This window comes from Acinetobacter sp. 40AMC3-4, from assembly GCF_049898185.1.
In the GTDB taxonomy this organism is placed as follows: domain Bacteria; phylum Pseudomonadota; class Gammaproteobacteria; order Pseudomonadales; family Moraxellaceae; genus Acinetobacter.
The window spans coordinates 117,174-140,076 of record NZ_JAFCXG010000006.1 but is presented as its reverse complement, the minus strand read 5'-3'; the positions used below and the strand labels follow the sequence as shown (position 1 = coordinate 140,076).

The window sequence follows — 22,903 nt, the reverse complement described above, 5'->3', positions numbered from 1 at the left end:
TCTAGCTTAAAAAAGCCTCTTCGGAGGCTTTTTTATTGTCTAATGGTAAGCCGTCGTTGTTTTGACTAGAAATTTTCCAGTTGAACTCTTAAAGTGGGGCAAAGCATGTGAGGAAACAATAAAATGACAACGGTATATCAAAATTTAGACCAGCAGTTTATTCATGGTCAGTGGCAAGCTGGTACTTCAACCAGAACAATAAAAAATATAAACCCCTATACCCAGAGCGAAATTTTTAGTATGCCAGCTGCCAGTTCTGTCGATGTCGACAGTGCTTATACCGCAGCAGAGCAGGCTTTCCAGCAGGGGGGCTTGAAATCCATTGAAGTACGTAAAACAGTGCTGCAAAATTTAATCGCGATCATTCAGCAGCGTCGGGACGAAATCATTGACTGGCTCATTATTGAATCAGGCAGTACGCGCATTAAAGCCGGCGTTGAGGTGGATGCTGCTCTGGGCATCATTCAGGAAAGTCTGGCTTTTCCAGACTGGATCCAAACAGAACAGCTGGAAAGTAAGGATCCGGCACGTAAAAGTATGGTTTTGCGCAAGCCCTTAGGCGTGATTGCTGTCATTAGTCCATGGAACTTTCCATTTCATTTATCCTTACGCTCAGTGGCGACTGCAATTGCCTGTGGTAATACCGTTGTATTGAAGCCGGCCAGTGATACCCCGGTGACTGGCGGCACCTTAATTGGTAAATTATTTGAAGAGGCAGGTTTGCCTGCAGGTGCACTGAATATTGTTGCCGGTGCTGGCAGTGAAATCGGGGATTATTTTGTTGAGCATTCAGTGCCGAAAATGATTTCATTTACCGGCTCCACCGAAGTGGGAAAAAGTGTTGGCAGTAAGGCTCTAGCCAGTTCGAGAATCAAACGTCTGGCACTTGAACTGGGTGGCAATGCACCTTTGGTCATTCTGGATGATGCCGATCTTGATCTTGCGGTTGAACTAACGCTGATGGGGCGTTTTATGCATCAGGGACAAATTTGCATGAGTACTAACCGGGTCATTGTCGATGCCTCTATCCATGATGCTTATGTAGATAAGCTCCTGGATCGGATCAAAATGATTCCGGTGGGTGATCCAAATCTGGAAGATACCGTGATCGGTCCGATCATTAATCAGAGTCAGGTTGAAAAGCATCAACAGATCATTCAAACAGGCAGCGAGCAGGGCGCACAACTGGTGTATGAAGGAGGAATTGAAGGGAATCTGGTCTATCCGCATATTTTTATTGATGTCGCGGAAGATTCCGATCTGGCGCAGCAAGAAAGCTTCGGTCCGATTTTACCTATCTTAAAAGCCCGGAATGAAGCACATGCTTTAAACCTGGCCAATGCGACCGAGTTTGGTTTATCCAGTGCAGTATGTACCTCAAACATCGAGCGAGGCAGCGCGTTTGCCGCACAACTGGATATCGGTATGACACATATTAATGGCATTAGTGTGGCAGACCAGTCAAATGCACCCTTTGGCGGCGAGAAAAATTCAGGATTGGGTCGTTTCAATGGTCGCTGGATTTTTGAAGAGTTTACCCGGACACATTGGTTGACGGTACCGAATTCATAACAGTCAACGCGCCTAAAACTATAGAAATACGACAGGCTTCGACTTGGCATCACGGTATAATGTTATGGTCGAATGATTTACATATATGAACCATGTGCGCCAATTTTAAGCCTTTAACCTTAGAGCAGTTGCATAATCTGGGATTGCCAGAAATTCCTTTTGAATATCCAGAGGAGGTCTATCCCAATTATGCTACACCGCTTTTGTTTCATTCAGCTCAAGGACTGGAATGGCGTTCCGTGAATTTTGGACTCATTCCGAAATGGGCAGAAGACAAAACTATAGGTACCAAGACCTATAACGCCAGAAATGAAACCTTACTGCAAAGGCCCACCTTCGCTGAAGCCACCGCCAAATGTCATTTTGGCGTCATTCCGGTATCGGAATTTTATGAGTCCAAATATTTTGACAATAAACCGCAGCGTTGGGGTGTAAGACGTAAAGATGGTCAGGCGACTTTTATTGCAGCTGTGTATGAGATTGCTCGGGTACAAGGGGAAATTGTACGCTCTGCCAGTATGATTACCATGGATGCAATTGACCATCCCATGATGAAGGAGTTTCATGAGCCGGGTAATATCAAACGCTCGGTTATTGTGATTCCACAGCAGCGACTGCAAGAATGGCTAACGCTAAGGCATCCGGATATTCGTAGCTTTGTAGAGGGCTTTCCGGTAGAAGATTTTGAATGCTCACATGTACCAAAAGAAAAAATCAAAAAAGTCAGTCCACAACTGAACTTTTTTGATTTTTAGAAAGCTCTGGCGAATTATTAATTATTATAAAGTATGCGCCAATTCGCCAGCGTCTATTTAAAATAAAAAGTAGGTCTTTAACGAGCTAAATTTTTGAAAATATGACGTAAACTTTCCATGGTTTTTTCAATTTGCAAAGGCGTCAGGCCTTCAAATGACTGTTCCAGTACGACATTGGTCAGATCATTGATCTTATGTGTCATTTGCATGCCTTTGTCAGTCAAAAATACTCGGGTAATCCGTGCGTCATCCTCACATGAATAGGTTTCAACCAGACCTTCGTCTTTTAAGCGGTAGACAATTTTAGTCGTGGTCGACATTTTAGAAACAACCATCTCTGACAAATCAGAAACACTGGCATGCGGTTTGGCTTTTAGTGCAAGAAGGATGCGGCGGCGGGAATTGTCAACACCATACTTTTTTAGTGCATGATCGACATTAACGACGTATTGAGCATGAACCTGAGTTACCCAATAATATGGAAAGTTTTCTAAATTAAATTCTTCCGTACACGGCAAAAATTTTGCATATTTCTTAGTCATGAAATGTTCCTTGTATTTATTTTTCTAGGGCCCGTTCATTTTATGAAAAAGTTTATGCATATTTCAACCTTTATTTTAAAAATGTTAAAGCGCTAACACTTTTTAGTTTTGCTTAACATCCCAAGGAGTTGATCAGTTCTGCATGTGAGCCTTATCTGGCGCGAAGATTGTTCTTTAAAATCGGATGAAAGGCGATAATATTTTGTATAAATTTAATTCCTCATTATGTATTTCGTGAGTAGAAATGTTTTCCAAGACTTTTTATTGTTCTTAAGCAGCCTGTCTGAATAGGTTTTAATGCAAATAATTGTATTTCAATAAATTAATCGATTTAAGAAATATAGGGTGATTGAGTGGTTTTAGTCAATATAGTAAATGATTATTTACAGCTATATTTTTAAGTGATTGTTCTTTCAATAAAAAAATAGTTTATGCTCTAATCTTTAAGTGACCTTAAAAGTAATGGTCTAATCAAACTAAATTCTGTTTATTTTTAATTCAATTCGAATAAATGATGTAGAAAAAATTAAAATTAATCAGTTTCAGCATCAATCAGTTGATCATAAAAGTCTCAATAAAATCATGATCATGTAATTTTTTTGTAAATTAATACATTACAAAATACTCAGTTTATGCATAATGGAATAGTCTTAAGTTGCATAGGTTAAATTTTAATGGATCCCTCGCCGTGCGTTGATCTTCCATCTCTATTTCTAGCTTACTCGAACGGGGTCATTCTCTAATGGAATTTTTATTAGATCCCGGAATCTGGGTAGGTTTAATTACTCTTATTATTCTTGAAATTGTTTTAGGTATTGATAACCTAGTCTTCATTGCCATTCTGGCTGAAAAACTTCCTCCTGAACAACGCGATAAAGCACGTGTTATTGGTTTGTCTCTCGCATTATTCATGCGTCTAGGCCTGTTATTTGCCATTGCCTGGTTGGTCACTTTGACACAACCATTGATTACTGTGTTTGACTGGACCTTCTCCGGTCGGGACCTGATCTTGTTATTTGGTGGCTTGTTCCTGGTGTATAAGGCCGTTACTGAGCTGCATGAAAAGATTGAAGGTAAACCTGAAGTCACAGTGTCTACCAATGTGGTATATGCAAGTTTCACTGCTGTTGTTGCACAGATTGTTGTTTTAGATGCTGTTTTCTCTTTAGATTCAGTGATTACCGCCATTGGTATGGTCGACAATATTTATGTCATGATGGCTGCCATGATTGTTGCAATGGGCGTGATGCTATTGGCATCGAAACCATTGACCAATTTTGTGAACCGTCATCCAACCGTGGTGATTCTGTGTTTAAGCTTCCTACTTTTGATTGGTATCAGTCTAATTGCAGAAGGTTTTGGTTTCCATATTCCTAAAGGCTATATCTATTCAGGTATTGGTGTTGCGATCATAATTGAAGCATTTAACCAGTTTGGTCAGCGTAATGCTGCTAAACATGAATCCAAGATTCCTTTGCGTCATCGTACGGCTGACTCGATCCTGAAGTTAATGGGTGGCAAGCTAGAGACGACCGACAGTCAAAATAATCAGGCACAAGAAACCTTTGCAGATGAAGAGCGCTATATGATTGGTGGGGTACTTACCCTTGCAGAGCGTTCAGTCGCTTCGATCATGACGCCGCGCGGTCAGATTTCATGGGTTGATCTGGAAGATAGCCCAGAACAGATCCGTGAAAAAATTCTATCTGTTCCACACAGTCTGTTCCCGGTATGTCGCGGTAGCCTAGATAAGGTGATTAGCGTAGTACGTGCCAAAGAATTATTGGATGTACTGGAAGAGCCGGAAGAATTAAAAGCACTGATTAAACGTCATCGCCCAATTTATATCTTTGAAAAAATGAAAGTTATTGACGCAATCAATACCTTGCGTACCTCTAAAGGTTCTTTGGTCTTGGTGAGTGATGAGTTTGGTAATGTGCAGGGTCTGATTTCACCGCTAGATGTGTTTGAAGCAATTGCCGGTGAATTCCCGGATGCTGATGAACAGCTAGATCTAGTTAAAATCGATGATACGCACTGGATTGCATCGGGCATGTTAGATCTTTATCAGCTTGAACTGGAACTTGGCATGATTGATCTGATTGATGAAGATGCCGGTTATATCAGTGTTGCGGGTTTGATTCTGGATAAAACCAACAGTACGGTTGACGTGGGCACCGAGTTAAATTATCAAGGTGTACAGTTCAAAGTCACTGAAATTGAAAGCAATCGTATCAAGTCGGTCAGCATTCATTACGCAGGTTAAACAGGTGTTTTAAACACGTTATTTATTCAAATCTTAAAAGTCAGTTGCTTTAGTGGCAGCTGGCTTTTTTAATGCATATTTGTAAAGCTGACTTATTGAAATCAAAGTTAGCTCATTGTTTGAACTGATTTTTATTAGTCTATTCATACTATTAGTCATGTTCCCGATTGAGCTGAATATCCTAGTATTGCACTGAAATTTTAAAGCCGAAAAAGTCAAATCAGCAATCAAAAATAAGCATGATCAGGCTTTAAATATTGATTTATGTAACCTGTTAATCAAAACTTAAAAGTCATATTTAAATACTGACAAAAAATTAAACTACAATTCACATGAACTAGATTTGCATGATGCAAACAGATCTTAAGTAAAATGGAAACCGTTTGTGTGGAAATCGCTAGATAAGTGGTATGAAGCCTACTCAGTTCAGAATAAAACGACTCAAAAAATGATCTCCGAAAGAGCTAGACAGAACATTTTTAAGGAGATCAATAGAGCAAATGAGCAGGATCAATCTAAAGAGGGGCGTTTATCTATTCAAGAGAATAAACATCCATGAAGTGATCCGTAAACTAAATGAATTCTGGCAGAATTTTAAAGTTGGCGTATTGTCGGATTGTTTCAGTATTGAGCTGATGGATTTCATCTAGAAAGGCGACATTAAAACTGCCTAACTGTTGTGCGCGTTCAAATGCCAATTGACCGGCAATTGCAAAATGTACATGCGCAGTTAATGCGGCAAGGGCTGGAGAGGTTACTGAGCTATATGCAGCGATCAATGCACCGAGTGCACATCCCATTGCCGTGATTCGGGGCTGTAAAGCAGAACCACCTGACACCTGTATTACAGGAAAGTCTTTTGAAATAATATAATCAGATTCACCGGAGATTGCGATACATTCACAATGATCCAGCAAACTTCGCGCCTGTAAATAAACATCCGCACTGTCTACTGTGCTGTCTACACCCTTGGACTCGATCTGCTTGCCAGCCAAAGCACCAATTTCAGAAGCATTGCCTCGTAAAATCGTAGGCTGGGAATGCATCAACTGATCTACGACGCCAGAACGCCAGCGCAGAACTGTTCCATAACCGACCGGATCAAGCACCCACGGTTTTTGCAATTGATGTGCAGTTTTCGCAGCAAGCTGCATCGCCTGAACCTGCTCTGTCGTCGGTGTACCCAGATTCAGACTGATTGCTGCTGCAATCTTGGCAAAACTTTCAGCTTCAAACGGATTGTCGATCATGGCCGGAGAAGCATGCGCAGCCAGTACAATATTGGCGACATAGTTGCTGGCCACCGTATTGGTCATGATATGCACCAGGGGCTGCTGTTGCTGAAGTTTCAACCAGGCCTCACAGATCTGATCCAGAAGCGTTTGCTGTAGTGCTTGCGTAGAAGTCGTCATAATGGTCATTTAGAATAAGAGAAAGATTCGTTGTATTCGGTCAGCGGGTAAAATAATGGTCTTGATGCTTGCAGCTACGACAGAACAGGCTGACATAGTCACTGGCATCATAATCCACCGACAGTTCCTGTGAGCCGCAATGCATACAACGTTTTTGGGAATAGAATTTCAGGCGAGGTTCGATCTTGTGCCACGAACGCCACACCGGCTGAAAGAAGATATTTTCATCATAGCCCAAAAACCGATAAAACAGGATTTCGCTCATCTTGCTGAATGCCAGTTGCGGTGGACGCGGCAGGGTAGAGGTTTCCCATTTTTCTGTAACTGAACGTTCGCGGTACTGCTGCAAGGTTTTTTTCAGCAGATTGGTATTAATAAAGTTTTCATTGCGGGGCTTGAGGGCTTTTTGTTTATATAGATATTCCAGCCCGGTCTGCACCAGATAATAAATCTGACCCACAGCCAGTACATCCAAAAGACGATAGCAAAAGGTCTGAAAGCTCTGATTTCCGGCAATTTGCACATTCCAGCTACGGCAATAGAATTGGGCAAACTGAATGATTTCTTCATATAGCAGGCAATAGAGTGCATCTTTGACTTCATCTGCACTTTTAAAGGGCACACCTTGGCTCAGGTTTTGATAAAACCAGTTGCGCAGCTGCTGGGTGATACTGAACAGGGTCGGTTCAGAATAACCATCCAGTCGCACATTAATATAATAATGCTGATTTTCCTGCTGGAGATCTTTGGGAATCAGAACCTGATCCCGGATCAGGCTTTTCACCAGACCATGTTGGAACAGATAATTGGGACTGATGGAATAATATCGAATTTGATGCCAGTCAATATATTCACGGTGTTGGCTATATTCCTGCACCTGTTCATCCAGAATCGCAAGTAAAAACAGTTTATTGATAAAACTGAGCTGATTCAGCTCAAGAACCGGCCGATCCTGCTTTTTATGATATTGACGGTTTTCCTGTAAACGGACTTCCTTGAGCATGCGTTTACGCTGCGCCAGACATTGTTCGCAATAACAATTGTGCTTTTGATCGGAGTAAAGCTGATGCTGGCAATGGCTGCATTCATGATAGCTCAGCTCCTGATCATATTGTTCTGCCTCAATCCAATACATCGATGCCTTACACAATGGGCAGTGAGTACTTTCATCAAGCTGTTTTTGCAGAACACTGAATACCATGGTCGCGAGCAACTCTAGAATGGAAGGGCATTTGATTATACACGGCTGATGAGATGCAAACGTAGTGGACTGGTGCAATTTTTCTAAATCAAAATTAGTCACCCAAACAAGAGAAGAGCTACCGAAGTAGCTCTGATTTTAAAAACATGAAATGACGTTTTTTAAACCGGGCAGGGTAATGTGTCGTCCTCCTCGCCGCGGTGTTTGGCATGAATTAAGGCCTGAACCTTTTTAGAGGGCACTTTTTTGGCACCGAGTGCATCGTAGGTGTTGAGAATGGCAGTCACTTCATGGGCCTGAAGCGGAATGCCTTCACAGCTCATCAACAGGGCAATCACTTTATGGTCAATATTGGCCTGATCCAGGGTCTGCAAAGTTTTGATATTTTCGATCCGTACAACATGCTGTTTTAAATACATGGCTCACCTCATCATCGTTATCATTATTCTTTCATTGGAAGTGTGGAAAAACACGGTTTAACTGTAGCAAGAAGTGTGCTCATTTATTAATCAGAATTTATTCGGTACTCAGCAAATAAAATTATATATTTTTAAATCAGTTATTTATGAAAATGTCAGAAATTATGATCCTGACTATTTTTATGGCACAGATATTTCTTATGTAGAGTCGAGTGCTGCTCAATTAGGCAGAATGCATTGAAAGTGGTGCATGAAATGCCCATATTAGATCTAACAATACAAATGCACAGACAGCGTTTAAAACTTGGCGTATGATTTTGACATGAACAATGTCGAACACGATAAAAGATTAGGACAGGACATGAATATTGCGGCAAACCCGGTGATCGAAGCGGATCAAACCATTTATTTAAAAGACTATCAAAAACCTTCCTTTATTGTTGATTCCATCGACCTGAATATTCAAGTCTATAGTGACCACAGTCTGGTCAGCAGCAAGCTGGAGATGCAGCGCCAAACTGCTGGCGATCTGGTTCTGCTTGGCCGCGATCTAGAGCTGCAATCGATTAAGTTAAATGGTCAAACCCTGAATGCCAGTGACTACCACTTGGATGCTGAACAGCTGGTCATTGCCAATGCACCTGATCAAGTGTTGCTTGAAATTGTGGTTAAAATCCACCCTGAAAGTAATACGATGCTGGAAGGTTTATATCAGGCCAGTTCAGATCTGTTTGTGACCCAAAATGAACCAGAAGGGTTCCGTAAAATTACTTTCTATCCAGACCGTCCTGATGTGTTGTCGGTCTTTACGACGCGTGTCGAAGCAGATAAGAAATATCCGGTTTTGCTTGCAAATGGTAACCTGCTGGAAACAGGTGAAGTCGATGCCAATCGTCATTATGCCATCTGGCAGGATCCGACCAAGAAACCGAGCTATTTGTTCGCCTGTGTCATTGGTGATTTGGCAGTGATGAAAGATTCTTATGTCACATCGGAAGGCCGCAATGTAGCTCTGGAAATCTATGCAGAAGAAAAAGATATTCCAAAATGCAAAATCGCCATGGAAGCGCTCAAACATTCCATGCGCTGGGATGAGGAGCATTATGGTCTGCCTTATGATCTGGATAACTACATGATCGTGGCGACCAGTGCATTCAACATGGGTGCCATGGAAAATAAAGGTCTGAATATCTTCAATACTTCATGCGTGCTGGCCGATGAAGAGTACACCACTGATGCCGCAATCATGCGAGTGCAGTCAGTCATTGCACATGAATATTTCCATAACTGGACTGGTAACCGGATTACCTGTCGTGACTGGTTCCAGTTATGTTTGAAAGAAGGCTTGACTGTATTCCGTGACCAGTCTTTCTCGGAAGATTTACAGTCGGCTGCGGTACAACGTATTGATGATGTATCAGTTCTCAAAGCGCATCAGTTCCCGGAAGATTCAGGGCCGCTGTCGCATCCACCGCGTCCGGATCATTTTGTAGAAATTAACAACTTCTATACTGCCACTGTTTATGAAAAAGGTGCGGAAATTAACCGCATGATGGCGACCTTGCTTGGCAAGGAAAAATTCCGTCAGGGAACCGATGAATATTTCCGCCGTCATGATGGTCAGGCGGTAACAGTTGAGGATTGGGTGGCCGCGCTTACAGCAGGTTCAGGTGTGGATCTTTCAAACTTCCTGACCTGGTACAATCAGCCGGGTACACCTAAACTTCAAGCAAAAGCTGAATATGATGTAGAGACACAAATCTATCGCCTCAGCTTTAAGCAAAGCCTGAAAACCCATGCTAAATATCCAAATCTGAAAGCCGTACCCATTCCAGTGGCTTTGGCATTGTTTGATGCTGAAACCGGTGAGCAGCTAACGCTGAACTCTGAGGCACTCTTTGAAAATGGCGTCAAAGATGGTGTGTATCTGTTTGATCAGGATGAAGCCACGATTGAATTTAGCGGTGTGACAGCAAAACCGGTGGTGTCCTTGCTGCGTAATTTCTCTGCACCAGTGAATCTGGACTTTGACTATTCAGAAAAAGAACTGGCTTTCCTGTTGCAATACGAGACCAATGGTTTTAACCAGTGGCAAGCAACTCAGACCTTACTCGAGCGTATCTTGCTGGATGACCAGCCTGCAGAAATTTATATCGAGGCTATGCTCAATACCTTGCCGGATGTGATTGAGAAAGATCCGCTGTTGGCATCACGTCTGTTTGATGTACCGTCGGAAAGTTATTTAGGTAGCCGTATTGATCAGGATTATAATCCGGTCATGATTCAGGAAAAGCGTGAGGCTTTGCTGCATACCTTGGCACGTGCTTTTGGAGAAACAGCGAAAGAAACTTATCTTAATCTGGATCCTGATCTGCAATCTGAATTCTCGCAAGCAATGGGCGTGCGCGCCTTAAGAAACATCATGCTGACGATGATGGCTCGTCAGGGAGATGCATCTGCCTTTGACTTGGCCTATGAGCAGTATCATACAGGCAATATGTCTGAACGTTTGGGTGCGCTGAAAGTCTTGGTCTGGAATGATGCACCACAAGCAGAAGAAGCTTTGGCAGATTTCTATAGCCGCTTTGAAGATGAAGCCTTGTCTTTAGACCAATGGTTTATGGTTCAGGCAGCACATCCAAAAGCAACGGATGCAACGATTGCGTATCTGACCCAGCATCCGGATTATGATTTGGCGGTGCCTAACCGTATCCGTGCAGTGAGCGGGGGGCTGAATGCTAATCCGGTCAATACCTGGAGCTTTGGCGTGCAGCATTTTATTGGACTGGCAAAATATCTGGACGAGAAAAATCCGATCGTGGGCTCACGTTTGCTACAGGTATTGTCACGCTGGTATACCTTGGCAGAACCGCAACGCAGTGAAGTGAAAGCACAGCTTGAAACCTTAAAGCCACTGGTTAAATCTAAAAATGTGTCTGAGACACTCAATAGTATGCTCAGCGTATAACATCAATATTCATAAAAAACCGGATCGACCTGATCCGGTTTTTTATTTCCTGTTTATTTCAAACGCTGGCTTTAAATACAGTTGAATTTCTCTAAAGGCTTAGGTAAGTACTAAAGGGTGTTACAGTATGATTATACGGAAAAGAGTATTTGTTTATTAAGCTGTAAGCTAGGTAAAGGGATCTACAGATTCGCTTACTAGAGGTTGTCCAAGATATGTTAGTGAAAATTGAAGATGGTTTTTATTTAAATAGCCAGCATATTATTGCCGTACATGTCAGCAAGAATCCTGAAAATGGCTTACTTGAAATCTCTATTCAATACACGCCACATTCCATTCAGCAGGTCGGAGAATACAAAAAAGTATTTCAAAGCCAGCTTGATGCTGAAATTTTCTTAAGTGAGTTAAATCAAAAACTTCGCTAAAAGCCTGCATCATACAGGCTTTGATCAAGCATCTTATTGTCTGACGATGAGGACTGGAATAGAGGAAAGTGCCAGAACATTCTGAGCGACACTGCCCAGCATAAGTTTTTGCAGACCTTTACGACCATGTGAACCCATAATGATCATATCGGTCGGGGATTCATTTGCAGCCTGCATAATGCCTTCTGACGGTGCCATGCCATGCAGGATTTTTGTCGTCACCTGGATGCCATCACGAACAAAGTTCAGTTTCAGTTCATTTAAACGATCAAGTGCATTTTGTTCTGCATGCATAAAGTAATCTGTGACTGCTGGAGCAACTTTGTAAAAATCTACGCCCTTAAAGGGATCTACCGCAATCACACTGAGTAAAGTGACATGGCTATGAAATACTTTGGCCAGTTCCAGGGCGTGATCTGCGGCAGCATAGGAAATCGAGGACTCATCGAGTGCTACGAGAAGATGATCATAGTTATTCATGGTGCTTCCTCATATTTATTATTGCAGTAAGCGGGGGGGGGTTGAGCGAGTAAATCTCCACAGCATGTTTTGCTAGAGGTTCAAATGTAAAGTAGCAAGTACTGCGCATCTTGAAGATGCGCAGCGTCAGGATTATTTTTTCACGATCAGTACGGGAATTTCACTCGCACCCAATACATCTTGTGCAAAGCTGCCCAGAATCATTTTCTGGAAGCCTTTACGGCCATGAGAACCCATAACAATCAGGTCTGCTTTCACTTCACCCGCGGTTTCAGCAATATGCTCTGCATTGACTAAACCTGTGACAATGCGGGATTGCGCTTCAATACCTTCACCGGCTGCGATGGCAGTGGCTTCTTTCAAGGCCTTTTTGGCATTGGCATGTGCTTCGATAAAATATTCCTTCATGATGGAGGAGCTATAATAGAAATCAGCCTCGGTAAAAGGATCTTCTGCGATCAGGCTGATCAGGGAAAGCTGACTACCGAATGCCTTGGCAATTTTGGCAGCATGTTGTACTGCAGAAAAGGAAATTTCTGAACCGTCCACTGGGACTAAAATATGTTGATAAGCCATGGCTTTTCTCCGCAGGTTGTCTGATTTTTAGGCTTGGTTTATTGATAGCACAGTGCTGTGGCGGGTGCAATTGCAAAAAAGCGGTAAAATTGAAAAAACTCATTAAATTACAAATATTTTTCATGTAAAAGTGATGAAAAAAACAGAGTAAAAAACTCGGAATTGCAGTTTTAGTGATCAAAAATAAGAGGATGAATAGTCCTTGTTTGCAGCAGGATAGTTTAAACTGCCGTAGCCTGTTTTTAGATCATGTATAGGGGACTGTTTTGAGGTTTTTTGCCATTCATCTTTTGCTCATAAGTTCAGTTATTCTTTCCGGCTGTCAGACCGCACAGAACAGTAAAGTCATTGCCGGTGCTTTTAACCTGACCACAGGCTTGCAGCAAAAAGTGATGGATCGTTATGCACCTAGTGCGGTTATCGTGCAGCAGAATATTGCCTATGCGCCGCAACAGAAATTATCTCTGGATCTGTATCAGCCGCAGAATATTGCCAGTATTGGCCCACGACCGACCATTGTCTGGATTCATGGCGGCGGCTGGATTTCAGGTTCTAAAGAACATGCACGGGGTTATTTCAAGCTGCTGGCGGCACAGGGCTATAACGTGGTATCCGTGCAATATCAGTTTGCGCCACAAGTGACCTATCCAAGCCAGTTACACCAGATCAATCAGGCACTTGAATTTCTCGATACCTATGCAGACACCTACCAAATCGATGCCCAGAACTTATATCTGGCCGGAGATTCTGCCGGGGCGAATATGGCCAGCCATTACGCCGCGCTTTTGACCAATCCTGTATTTGCCGACCAATCCGGTATTCAGCCTCATCTGCAACCTACGCAGCTTAAAGGTTTAATCTTGCATTGTGGAATTTATGACTTGGAAGCATTTGCCAGCACAGCACCTGAAGAAATGAAAATTATCGAATGGGGTGTCTTTAACCTGATTCAGGCTTATACCGGCGAGCGTAAACATGATGCCGAGTTTTTAAAGCAGATTTCTCCGATTCAGTATATTACGCCGTCTTATCCGCCAGTGTTCATCAGTGGCGGGAACAAGGATTTTCTGACCGATACTCAGTCCCTACCATTTGTAAAAGCTTTGAAGGAACAGCAGGTTCCTGTGACTGAAATATTTTATCCAGAGTCTAAAACCTGGCTCATTCATGAATATCAGTTTTTTATGGGCAAAAAGGAAAGTCAGCAAACCTTTGTCAAAACCCTGGATTTTTTACATCAGCTTTCACCTTGAAGAGAAAATTGTGAAAAATAAATCTTTCAAGATTGATCATGTCAGATCGTCCCGACAGCAATCATTGAAAAATTGTTTGGAGTTTAAAAAATGAATCCTGTCTCATGGGCATATTTGTTGTTGGCGTTGGCTATTATTGCCGAAGTGACTGGATCAACATTTCTGGTGAAGTCAGAAGGCTTTACCCGATTATGGCCATCTCTGGCTGTAGTCATTTTATTCTGTATTGCGTTTTATTTGCTGTCTCAGGTCATTAAAGTCATTCCTTTAGGCATTGCCTATGCGATCTGGGCGGGAGTAGGCATCGTTCTTACGGCAATCGTAGGCTATGTAATCTTTAAGCAGGCGCTGGATGTGCCCGCTTTTATCGGGATTGCACTGATCATTTCCGGTGTGGTGGTGATTAACCTGTTTTCCCAAACTGCTGGGCATTAAAAAGGCAGCAAAAGTAATTGCCTCATTTCTACAATAAGCTTACGCCACTTGCGGTTTAAGCTTAAACAGCAAATAAACCGTCAAACCAAGTAGCAGTCCCCAGAAAGCTGAACCAATACCGAAAAACTGAATATTAGAGGCACTAAACAGGAATGTCATCAGTGCCGCTTCACGGTCGTGACTGTCCTGAAAAGCCAGCGCAATATTGTGGCCAATGGTGCCAAACAGGGCAATGCCTGCCAAGACTGTAATCAGAATCCCTGGAAAAGCCATCAGTACACTGGTCAAGGTCGCAGCAAAAAAACCCATCAGAATATAAAACAGGCCGCAGCTCATCCCTGCAATATAACGTTTGGCCGGATCAGGATGCGCTTGGGCATCCAGACTGACTGCCGCACTGATTGCGGCAAGATTGACACTGAAACAGCCAAAGGGCGCCAGCATAGTCTGTGTAATACCCGTCCAGCCTAGAATAGAATTTACTTTCGGCGGATAACCATAACTTTTGATGACGGCCAAGCCAGGCAGGTATTGCGATGCCAGATTAATCACCATTAAAGGTAAGGCCAGTCCTAAAACAGCTTGCAGGCTAAATTCAGGTGTAATCCATACCGGCTGGGCAATACTCCAGTTCAGCTGCGGAATAGTAAAATTAATAAAGAACGGACAGAGGGCAATAGCCATTAACACGGTAATCACGATGCTATAGCGCGTACTCAGTTTTTTGGAAACCAGATAAATCGCCAGTACACAAAGCACGAATTCCCAGGACTGTTGCAGACTGCCAAAGACCGAGATGCCAAATTTTAATAAAACACCTGCCAGCATGGCACTGGTCAAACTTTGTGGAATAAACTGGAAAATTCGCTCGAAAATTCCAAAAAATCCCAGACAGGCAATCAGGATGCCAGAAATCAGAAAAGCGCCAATTGCTTCACCCAGACTATAGTGACCGGCAGAAGCAATGACCAGTGCCAGACCGGCAGTCGACCAGGCGGTTGAAATCGGATAACGATATTTCCAGGAAAGCAAAAATCCAGAAACTCCAATACCTATACCCAGTGCCCATAACCAGGAGCTAATTTGTGCCTGATTAGCACCTAGGCTTTGCGCAGCTTCAATGACCAGTACGGCGGAAACACTAATACCAATCATGCAGGTAATAAAACCGGCCATGACGGCAGGAAAGGAGAAATCTTGTAAAAGTTTTGGCATCATCCATGACACTATTTTTAAATGCGTTTAAATCATACGCTTTTCACGTATCAACACAATGTTTTTAACAATTTTATCCAAAGGTCTACTGGTTTGAAGCCGATCATTGCTAGAAAGTTGAAGTCGCCAGTTTAAGGCCAAAACCGCAAAACAGGATCCCGACCGCTGCGACACAGCTGGCAGTCACTTTATAATTTTGGTTGAAATAGGACGCCAGTTTTACACCAGAAAAAATCAGGATCGACAGATAGGTCATACTGATCAATTGCAAGATTACAGCCAGAAGCGTGAATGTCAGGGCTGGATAAGGATAGGCAGGATCGACAAACTGCACAAAAAAAGACAGATAAAACAGAATCGCTTTGGGATTTAAAATACTGATTGTGAGCGCTGTACGAAAGGGCTGAACAGATTCTACCGTATCTGGAGTCGTCTTTTTAATCTGGACGCGTTGTGATGACTTTTCCGGAAAGAAAGTCTGGTAGGCCGCAATGATTAGCTTGATACCCAAGTAACTGAGATAGATCGCTCCAATAACTTTCAGTGCAATAAACAGTACCGGAAAGGCATGCAGTAAAGAAGCTGCTCCCAATGCTGTACATATAATCAGGATCAGATCGCCCGTATAAACCCCCAAGGCACCCATATATCCCGTCTTAATCCCAAAGCGCGAAGCAATCGACATGACATACAGGGAATTCGGCCCGGGCAGTAGCACAATCAACGTGGTTCCAATGATAAAGGTCGTTAGATCTGTGATACCAAACACGAAAAACTCGCATGAACAAAAAAGCCGATGCGGCATTATAGCAACATCGGCTTGGAGAAATTTGCTAAATTTTCTTTAAATCTCAGTGGTACTCAGGAAAGTTTCACGTAATAAAGCAGCCAGTTGCTCACGGGCTTTAATGAAACCGTCAATGCCGCCTTGCAATAATTCACTGGCCATCGGATTCTGTTTCAGTTGTGCTTCAAAATCGGCAGGGCTGATTGGGCTGAGTTCACCTTGAACTTTAATATCTTTGGCTGAGAGTTGGGCCTGCACTTCACGCTGATCATTTTCCAGTTCGGCCAGCAGGTTTGGTGCTACCGTGAGCAGGTCACAGCCGCTCAAGCCTAGAACCTGATCAATACTGCGGAAGCTGGCACCCATGATTTCAGTCTGAATACCATGCGCTTTATAAAATTCATAAATACGCTTAACCGAAAGTACACCCGGATCTTTTTCAATCGGGTAAGACTCAACGCCTTCAGCTTTTTTGTACCAGTCCAGAATACGGCCGACAAAAGGCGAGATTAATGTTACTTTGGCATCAGCACAGGCATGGGCCTGATGCTGACCAAACAATAAAGTCAGATTGGTATGAATGCCTTGTTCTTCCAGTGCTTTCGCTGCCTGAATGCCTTCCCAGGTAGACGCGATCTTGATCAGAATGCGGTCTGAGTCAATTCCATATTGCGCATAAAGTGCCAGTAACTCTTTGGCTTTGGCAATGGTAGCTTCAGTATTAAAGGACAGCGAAGCATCGACTTCCGTTGAAACACGACCTTCAATCAGTTTTAAGATTTCTACACCGAATTTGACCGTCAAAATATCAATGGTACGTTCAATCAGGGCGTCATCTGTATAGCCTTCTTGCTGGGCTTGCTGAAAAGCAGCTTCAATCAAGGCCTGATTTTCAGGTTGTTTCGCTGCTGCAGTAATCAGCGATGGATTGGTGGTTGCATCAAGCGGACGAAATTTTTCAATGGCACTCAAATCACTGCTGTCTGCCACAATGGTCGTCAAGTTTTTTAATTGGTTTAATGCAGTTAATGTCATTACGATCTAGTTCTATGGTTATTGCTTATGCTTTCTTATATATCATAAATGGCCGGTTTACCAAGTAGACTGTCGTTGAATTTCTGTGATTAATGCCCGGTTTTACGTTGTTTGCGCAAGTGATTAATCAAAAAATGAGCAGCTGTGCCTAATCGGGTTTCTCTGCTCCAGACCAGATCAACAAAATATTCAAACTTTGGGGTGAAATCGAGCAGGTTGAGAACCTGTAACTGATCTTGCAAATGTGGCTGCTCATTCAGCATTTCGAGTGGCAGAACCCCCCAGCCCAGTCCTTGCTGAATCATGCTGCAAGCCGAGTGATGGTTGTCGGTGCGCCAGTAATTTCGTGAAAAGAGTAGTTCCGGCTTGATGGTGCGATCCCGACTGGCCACCACAATCTGCCTGTTTTGCAAAATCTGTTCATAACTGACTTGATCGAATTGACTTAGGGGATGCTGTTTGGCGATTACAGCGACCAGTACCTCACGTTTCAATTCCACAAACTGTTCCCGTGTTTCCAGTTGTTCGCGTTCAAACATCAGGGCCAGCTGCGCTGAACCTTCGAACAGCATACGATGTGCATCTTCCTGAGGTGCACTAAATACATTGACTTGCAGTGCAGGAAATTCCTGTTCCAGTAACACGATATAATCGGTCCAACGCGTATGCAGTAATTCTGAAACCACCACAATATTCAGTTCAGATTCCAGGCCTGAACTTAGGGCTTGAGCATGCTGTTTCCACTGATTCATTTCGACCAGAAGTTGCTGGGTTTTTTCATACAATACCTGCGCCTGTGCGGTCGGTTTTGGTTCACGACCTATACGCTGAAACAGTTCTAGATTCAGGTCAATTTCCAGATTGGCAATGGCCATGCTGACTGCGGAAGGTACTTTACCTAGTTGACGGGCAGCCGCAGAGAAAGAACCGGTTTCCATCACAGTTTTAAACATCAGTAGCTGTTCTTGATTAACATTCATATCTTTAATCTTTCATTTTTATTGATAGATTCTAACTCGAATAATCAGATTTAAAGAAATAAAATTCTTGCATCATGTAATGAATTGAGCTGATTTAATATGTTAATTTCCAAAAGAAGACTAATTCATGCTGCCTTATATGAAGGCATTTTACTGGTCGTGATTGCTGTCCTTTTAAGTACACTGATGCATATGCCCCTTGAGGTAACAGGTGCGCTCGGGATTGCTATGGCTGTGACTTCAGTATTTTGGAATATGCTGTTTAATCACTATTTTGAAAAGTTTGAAGCTAAACATCGTTTAAAAAGAAGCGTTAAAGTGCGGATTGCTCATGCAATTGGCTTTGAAGGCGGTTTGATGCTGGCGACCATTCCGATGGTGGCTTATGCCTTACACATGAGTCTGGCTCAGGCCTTTCTGCTAGACTTAGCTCTAACCCTTTGTATTCTCGTATATACCTTTATCTTTCAGTGGATTTATGATCATCTAGAAGCCAGACTAGGGCTCCAGCCGGATTATCGGAAAATCTCATCATAAAATATGCCATAAAAAATACCACACAGTTTAGACTCCCTTTTCAGAATGCGAAAGGTGAAATATTCAGCGATGAGGACTTGATCAAGTCCTCATTTTTTATGCTCGAACCCAACTGAAAATTAAGATATAAGACATTGATTTTTTATTTTAATTTTAAAATTTATTGGGGAATTCAATGCTATTTAGACGAGTGACCTTGTCAGTGTCCATCGTGTTGCTGATGTCTGGTTGTGGGGGTGGAGGAAGCGATAGCAGTACCTCACAGCCAACAGGGCCAGATTCAATGACATCACCCAGTACGGGAGAGCAACTGAGCAAAATTGCGGAATTTAAGGTTCTGGATGTAGGTTCAGAATTAACAGCAGGGAATTTTGGTCTGAAAACCTGGAATCCCACCGCCATGGTGGTGAATGGCGATGTGCTTTATATTGCCAATAGTCAGGCCGAATCGAATATTTTACGTTATGACTTAAAACAAAAACGTGCACTCAGTGCGATTGATCCTACGAAAATTTCGGGTCTGGCCAAAAAATGGGATAGCCTGAATGATCTGGAAATTCAAGCAGGGCGTTTGTATGTGGCCAATTATGGCTCGAACCGAATTGATGTTTTAGATATTAATAGCGAGCAACCGAACTTCATTATGGCACTCGGCACAGGTGTATGGTGGGGCGATGCGCTTAATTACGCGCTGGTACATAGCAATGCGGTGACTGCTGACGACCGTTATGTGTATGTGCCTGATATTGAAGGCCGCATTAATGTGTGGCGTCAAAGTGATGTAACGGCGCAAAACCATTTAAAAGCGCGGAAATTTGCACGGCTCAGCTTGCCGGGCTGTGCGCGCAACTGTAATGCACGCATGGAAGTCATAGGTGATTATCTGTATACCAGCCTGCCGGATGGTATGACCTATGTCCACGATATCAATCAGATTCAGGAAAATGAAAATAATATTGCGCCCATTTTAACAGAAACCAATTTGTCGGCAGTCATGCATCGCCATAATGATGGCTTGGTTTATGTGTCACGGAATGATGGCACTGTAGAAAGCTACCGGGAAAAATCTTTTAACTTGGAGTCTATCTTACCCAATAAAAGTGTGGATACCTTCCGAGACTGTATTTTAAAAGGGCAAAACCAGAGCAGCCGAATAGCTAAAGCCAGCGATCTTTATATTTATGGTCAGAATCTATTACACATGGCCAATCAGAAAATTTATATTCTGCCAATGCTGACCCTGCAACAGAATAAATCCACCCAGCTAAACCAAGCTATGATTTTAACCGAATCTAAAGCACGCGAGAGAAGCCGTGTCTTGCAGGATGGTGAATCATGGGAAACCTTGACCAATAGCAGCCAGCGTCATGTCTATATGGACCATATTTTATCGGCAACCCTAAATGGCAATCGCCTGCATTTGCAAAGCTACAGTGCTGTGCCTGTACGTGATTTGCAGATTCGTGCCAAGATTAAAAACTCAGAAGACTGGGTGATTTTGGCAAAGCTGGATCAGTTGACGCCATTTTCGAATGCCAGCTTTGATCTCAAACTGACCGATCAATCCCGTTTCCCGTTGCTCGATGGCACAGGCTCGATCCAGCTAGCAGGTCTGAGTCAGACCACGCAAAATCCAAGCAATATTTTTGATCTGAAAATTAACTCTGAGACCGATGAGCACGTCAAAAAGCTGAACCAGATTAAAGCCAAATGGAAAATTTATTTTGGTACCTATGATGAACCGAATAAATGGTGTCGTATTACGCCGGTCTATGCCCGGGAATGGGTCATGATGATGACCAATCTGGCCTATATGCTCAGTACTCCAGAATTTGAAACCTTATGGTTTAACCATAAAGCGGTCATGGGACACGATTTTTTTGGCAATGATGGTCAGGTAGAAGGGCCGAATGGTTTCTTTCAGCCAGAAGATTATGTCCGGATCTATCGGGAAATTCTTAACCGCAATGAAATTAATCTTGGCATTACCAATATGGGTGGTGGTTTAGGTGGTGGAGCAGTATTAGGAGTAGATACTTGGTTATTCTATGGCCATTACAGATTATCTGGTTATCGAATTATTGCACATGAATTTGGTCATCATTGGGGCGGGCATAATAGTGCCTGGGCCATGTCGAATTATGGCTTTGAAGCTATCGTCGATTGGTTAAACTTCTATTTCCAGCGCCGTCCAGGCTCAATTCCTTATATGGATCCAAATGTAAATGCTTTTCATTTGACGCCGGACAATGCACTTTGTCAGGGTGTGAACCAGAATATGGTGAAAGGCGTGGCATCGACTGCACCGTGGAATAAAGTGGATGAATACTTCAAAAATAACCCACTGCCAAATCAATAAGTCATAAAAAAGCCCCTCATTTGAGGGGCTTTTTAATTAGATCGGTCAACGGATTATTTTTCAATAATCGCCGTTACACCTTGACCACCGGCTGCACAGATCGATACCAGTACGCGACCTGAACCTTTCTGGTTAATCAGTTTTGCTGCTGTCGCAATGATACGACCGCCAGTTGCTGCAAACGGGTGACCGGCAGCAAGTGAAGAGCCTTTTACGTTCAATTTTGCACGGTCAATTGAACCCAGTGGAGCGTCCAGACCTAAACGCTCTTTACAGAATTTCGGATCTTCCCAAGCTTTCAGCGTAGACAATACTTGAGATGCAAAAGCTTCATGAATTTCGTAATAGTCAAAGTCTTGCAGTTTCAGACCTGCACGCTCCAGCATACGCGGCACGGCATAAGCAGGCGCCATCAACAGGCCTTCTTTTTTCTCTACAAAGTCAACTGCAGCAGTTTCCTGGAAAGTCAGGTAAGCCAACACTTCATGGCCATTTGCCTTGGCCCATTCCTCAGAAGCCAATAGCACACAAGAAGCACCATCTGTCAGCGGTGTAGAGTTACCTGCTGTCATGGTGCGCGCATCGCCCTTACCAAAGGCCGGTTTTAATTTCGCCAGTTTTTCAACACTTGAGTCTGCACGCAGGTTATTGTCACGCTTAAGACCCAGGAATGGTGTGATCAGGTCATCAAAGAAACCTTCTTCATACGCTGCAGCCATTTTCTGGTGTGAAGATGCTGCCAGTTCGTCCTGTGCTTCACGGGAAATTCCCCATTCCAGTGTGGTAATCGCCTGATGATCACCCATAGACAGACCTGTACGTGGCTCGCCATTTTTTGGTGCATCCATCAGGTCTTTCACATTGATCTTGGTCAATGCTTTTAGACGGTCTTTTGCAGTTTTTGCAATGTTTAGCTCAAGCAGTGCTTTACGTAAACCATCACCAAAAGCAATCGGTGCATCAGAAGTCGTATCTACACCACCTGCAATGCCTACTTCGATTTGACCTAAAGCAATCTTGTTGGCAACAAGAAATGCTGCTTGCAAACCGGTACCACATGCCTGCTGGATGTCATAAGCAGGCGTTTCAGGTGCAAGCGCAGTGTTTAATACGCATTCACGAGTCATATTGAAGTCACGGCTGTGTTTCAGTACTGCACCCGCAACCACTTCACCTAAGCGTTGACCTTGCAGATTAAAGCGTTCAACCAGGCCGTTCAGGGTTGCTGTAAACATGTCAGTATTGGATGCCGTAAAGTAAGCACCATTAGAACGTGAAAATGGAATGCGGTTACCACCGATAATCGCAACGCGGCGAACTGTATTTTGGCTCATGTTTGGTTCCTGTAGAACAGAAGTCTGTGTTGTAGAGGTTGAATCTTTTTCAGATGAAGTCATATTTTTGGCACGGGCAGGTGTGCTGCGTGTACGCGTGGTTTTAGTCGGACTTTTTTCTGTCCCAGTGGCTGTGTCAGTATTTTTAGTGCTACGCTTGGTACGCGTTGATGGTTTTGACACAGTTTCTGTCGCAGAGTTCTCGACTGCTGGATTTTCTTGAGTTGTTTTGCTCATAAGGCTTTACCAGGCAAATAGATCGTCTTCTTGGCGCTTACATTAGCATAGAAGAGGATAGGCTGTATTGACTACAATGACATTACAGACTGCGCTCAGGTCAAGTCATCTGCCT

The 22,903-nt window shown here is 43.1% G+C and carries 20 protein-coding genes; 9 read left to right on the top strand and 11 right to left on the bottom strand.

Annotated features, from left to right (window positions below):
• The first annotated feature begins 123 nt into the window (after positions 1–123).
• Complete coding sequence (locus tag ACP7BU_RS09430; RefSeq protein ID WP_425879845.1) at positions 124–1,572, top strand: aldehyde dehydrogenase family protein; 1,449 nt, start codon at positions 124–126, stop codon at positions 1,570–1,572.
• 92 nt (positions 1,573–1,664) lie between these two features.
• On the top strand, positions 1,665–2,327 hold the full coding sequence (locus tag ACP7BU_RS09425) for an SOS response-associated peptidase family protein (protein ID WP_425879844.1): 663 nt from the start codon (positions 1,665–1,667) through the stop codon (positions 2,325–2,327).
• A gap of 77 nt (positions 2,328–2,404) precedes the next feature.
• Here ACP7BU_RS09425 and ACP7BU_RS09420 read toward each other — a convergent pair whose 3' ends face one another.
• Entirely contained in the window at positions 2,405–2,869 is a 465-nt protein-coding gene (locus ACP7BU_RS09420; RefSeq protein ID WP_004278843.1) for a MarR family winged helix-turn-helix transcriptional regulator, read from the bottom strand.
• A 742-nt stretch (positions 2,870–3,611) separates the two neighbouring features.
• Between ACP7BU_RS09420 and ACP7BU_RS09415 the strand changes: the two genes are divergently transcribed.
• The gene (locus tag ACP7BU_RS09415; protein ID WP_243474556.1) at positions 3,612–5,135 is read left to right on the top strand and encodes a TerC family protein; all 1,524 of its coding nucleotides are present in this window, start codon (positions 3,612–3,614) and stop codon (positions 5,133–5,135) included.
• A gap of 572 nt (positions 5,136–5,707) precedes the next feature.
• On the opposite strand, the gene thiM is transcribed toward ACP7BU_RS09415, so the two are convergent.
• The 3 genes from thiM to ACP7BU_RS09400 all read right to left on the bottom strand — a co-directional run bounded on the left by thiM (position 5,708) and on the right by ACP7BU_RS09400 (position 8,167).
• Positions 5,708–6,556 (bottom strand): hydroxyethylthiazole kinase, encoded by an 849-nt coding sequence (gene thiM, locus ACP7BU_RS09410; protein WP_425879843.1) that lies wholly within the window; start codon positions 6,554–6,556, stop codon positions 5,708–5,710.
• Positions 6,557–6,587: 31 nt separating this feature from the next.
• On the bottom strand, positions 6,588–7,748 hold the full coding sequence (locus tag ACP7BU_RS09405; protein WP_005106588.1) for a hypothetical protein: 1,161 nt from the start codon (positions 7,746–7,748) through the stop codon (positions 6,588–6,590).
• A 161-nt stretch (positions 7,749–7,909) separates the two neighbouring features.
• Complete coding sequence (locus tag ACP7BU_RS09400) at positions 7,910–8,167, bottom strand: hypothetical protein (RefSeq protein ID WP_004278839.1); 258 nt, start codon at positions 8,165–8,167, stop codon at positions 7,910–7,912.
• Positions 8,168–8,528: 361 nt separating this feature from the next.
• Here ACP7BU_RS09400 and pepN point away from each other — a divergent pair, with 361 nt between their 5' ends.
• Both pepN and ACP7BU_RS09390 read left to right on the top strand, forming a co-directional pair.
• Positions 8,529–11,135: an aminopeptidase N gene (pepN, locus tag ACP7BU_RS09395; RefSeq protein WP_425879842.1), complete on the top strand. Its 2,607-nt coding sequence runs from the start codon at positions 8,529–8,531 to the stop codon at positions 11,133–11,135.
• 215 nt (positions 11,136–11,350) lie between these two features.
• Positions 11,351–11,560, top strand: coding sequence for a hypothetical protein (locus ACP7BU_RS09390; RefSeq protein WP_004278836.1), 210 nt, complete (start codon positions 11,351–11,353; stop codon positions 11,558–11,560).
• Positions 11,561–11,593: 33 nt separating this feature from the next.
• Here ACP7BU_RS09390 and ACP7BU_RS09385 read toward each other — a convergent pair whose 3' ends face one another.
• Positions 11,594–12,040 (bottom strand): universal stress protein, encoded by a 447-nt coding sequence (locus tag ACP7BU_RS09385; RefSeq protein WP_004278835.1) that lies wholly within the window; start codon positions 12,038–12,040, stop codon positions 11,594–11,596.
• Positions 12,041–12,172: 132 nt separating this feature from the next.
• Complete coding sequence (locus ACP7BU_RS09380) at positions 12,173–12,616, bottom strand: universal stress protein (RefSeq protein ID WP_425879841.1); 444 nt, start codon at positions 12,614–12,616, stop codon at positions 12,173–12,175.
• Positions 12,617–12,882: 266 nt separating this feature from the next.
• Here ACP7BU_RS09380 and ACP7BU_RS09375 point away from each other — a divergent pair, with 266 nt between their 5' ends.
• Both ACP7BU_RS09375 and ACP7BU_RS09370 read left to right on the top strand, forming a co-directional pair.
• Positions 12,883–13,869, top strand: a complete 987-nt coding sequence (locus ACP7BU_RS09375; protein WP_425879840.1) for an alpha/beta hydrolase — start codon at positions 12,883–12,885, stop codon at positions 13,867–13,869.
• Positions 13,870–13,959: 90 nt separating this feature from the next.
• Entirely contained in the window at positions 13,960–14,304 is a 345-nt protein-coding gene (locus tag ACP7BU_RS09370) for an SMR family transporter (protein WP_195725869.1), read from the top strand.
• Between the two features lie 39 nt (positions 14,305–14,343).
• Here ACP7BU_RS09370 and ACP7BU_RS09365 read toward each other — a convergent pair whose 3' ends face one another.
• The 4 genes from ACP7BU_RS09365 to ACP7BU_RS09350 all read right to left on the bottom strand — a co-directional run bounded on the left by ACP7BU_RS09365 (position 14,344) and on the right by ACP7BU_RS09350 (position 18,321).
• Positions 14,344–15,519 carry a benzoate/H(+) symporter BenE family transporter gene (locus ACP7BU_RS09365; protein ID WP_278357702.1) on the bottom strand — a complete coding sequence of 392 codons (1,176 nt, stop codon included), beginning with the start codon at positions 15,517–15,519 and terminating at the stop codon, positions 14,344–14,346.
• Positions 15,520–15,628: 109 nt separating this feature from the next.
• On the bottom strand, positions 15,629–16,288 hold the full coding sequence (leuE, locus tag ACP7BU_RS09360; protein ID WP_004278829.1) for a leucine efflux protein LeuE: 660 nt from the start codon (positions 16,286–16,288) through the stop codon (positions 15,629–15,631).
• Positions 16,289–16,363: 75 nt separating this feature from the next.
• The gene (gene tal, locus ACP7BU_RS09355; protein ID WP_425879839.1) at positions 16,364–17,341 is read right to left on the bottom strand and encodes a transaldolase; all 978 of its coding nucleotides are present in this window, start codon (positions 17,339–17,341) and stop codon (positions 16,364–16,366) included.
• Positions 17,342–17,430: 89 nt separating this feature from the next.
• Complete coding sequence (locus tag ACP7BU_RS09350) at positions 17,431–18,321, bottom strand: LysR family transcriptional regulator (RefSeq protein ID WP_004278827.1); 891 nt, start codon at positions 18,319–18,321, stop codon at positions 17,431–17,433.
• A gap of 99 nt (positions 18,322–18,420) precedes the next feature.
• On the opposite strand from ACP7BU_RS09350, the gene aceI reads away from it, so the two are divergent.
• Together aceI and ACP7BU_RS09340 are read left to right on the top strand one after the other, a co-directional pair.
• A complete protein-coding gene (gene aceI / locus ACP7BU_RS09345; RefSeq protein ID WP_191112486.1) occupies positions 18,421–18,858 on the top strand; it encodes a chlorhexidine efflux PACE transporter AceI in 438 nt (145 codons plus the stop codon).
• A 175-nt stretch (positions 18,859–19,033) separates the two neighbouring features.
• Positions 19,034–21,217, top strand: coding sequence for a beta-propeller fold lactonase family protein (locus tag ACP7BU_RS09340; protein WP_425879838.1), 2,184 nt, complete (start codon positions 19,034–19,036; stop codon positions 21,215–21,217).
• A 53-nt stretch (positions 21,218–21,270) separates the two neighbouring features.
• Here ACP7BU_RS09340 and ACP7BU_RS09335 read toward each other — a convergent pair whose 3' ends face one another.
• Positions 21,271–22,788 carry an acetyl-CoA C-acetyltransferase gene (locus tag ACP7BU_RS09335; RefSeq protein ID WP_425879837.1) on the bottom strand — a complete coding sequence of 506 codons (1,518 nt, stop codon included), beginning with the start codon at positions 22,786–22,788 and terminating at the stop codon, positions 21,271–21,273.
• Positions 22,789–22,903 lie beyond the last annotated feature (115 nt).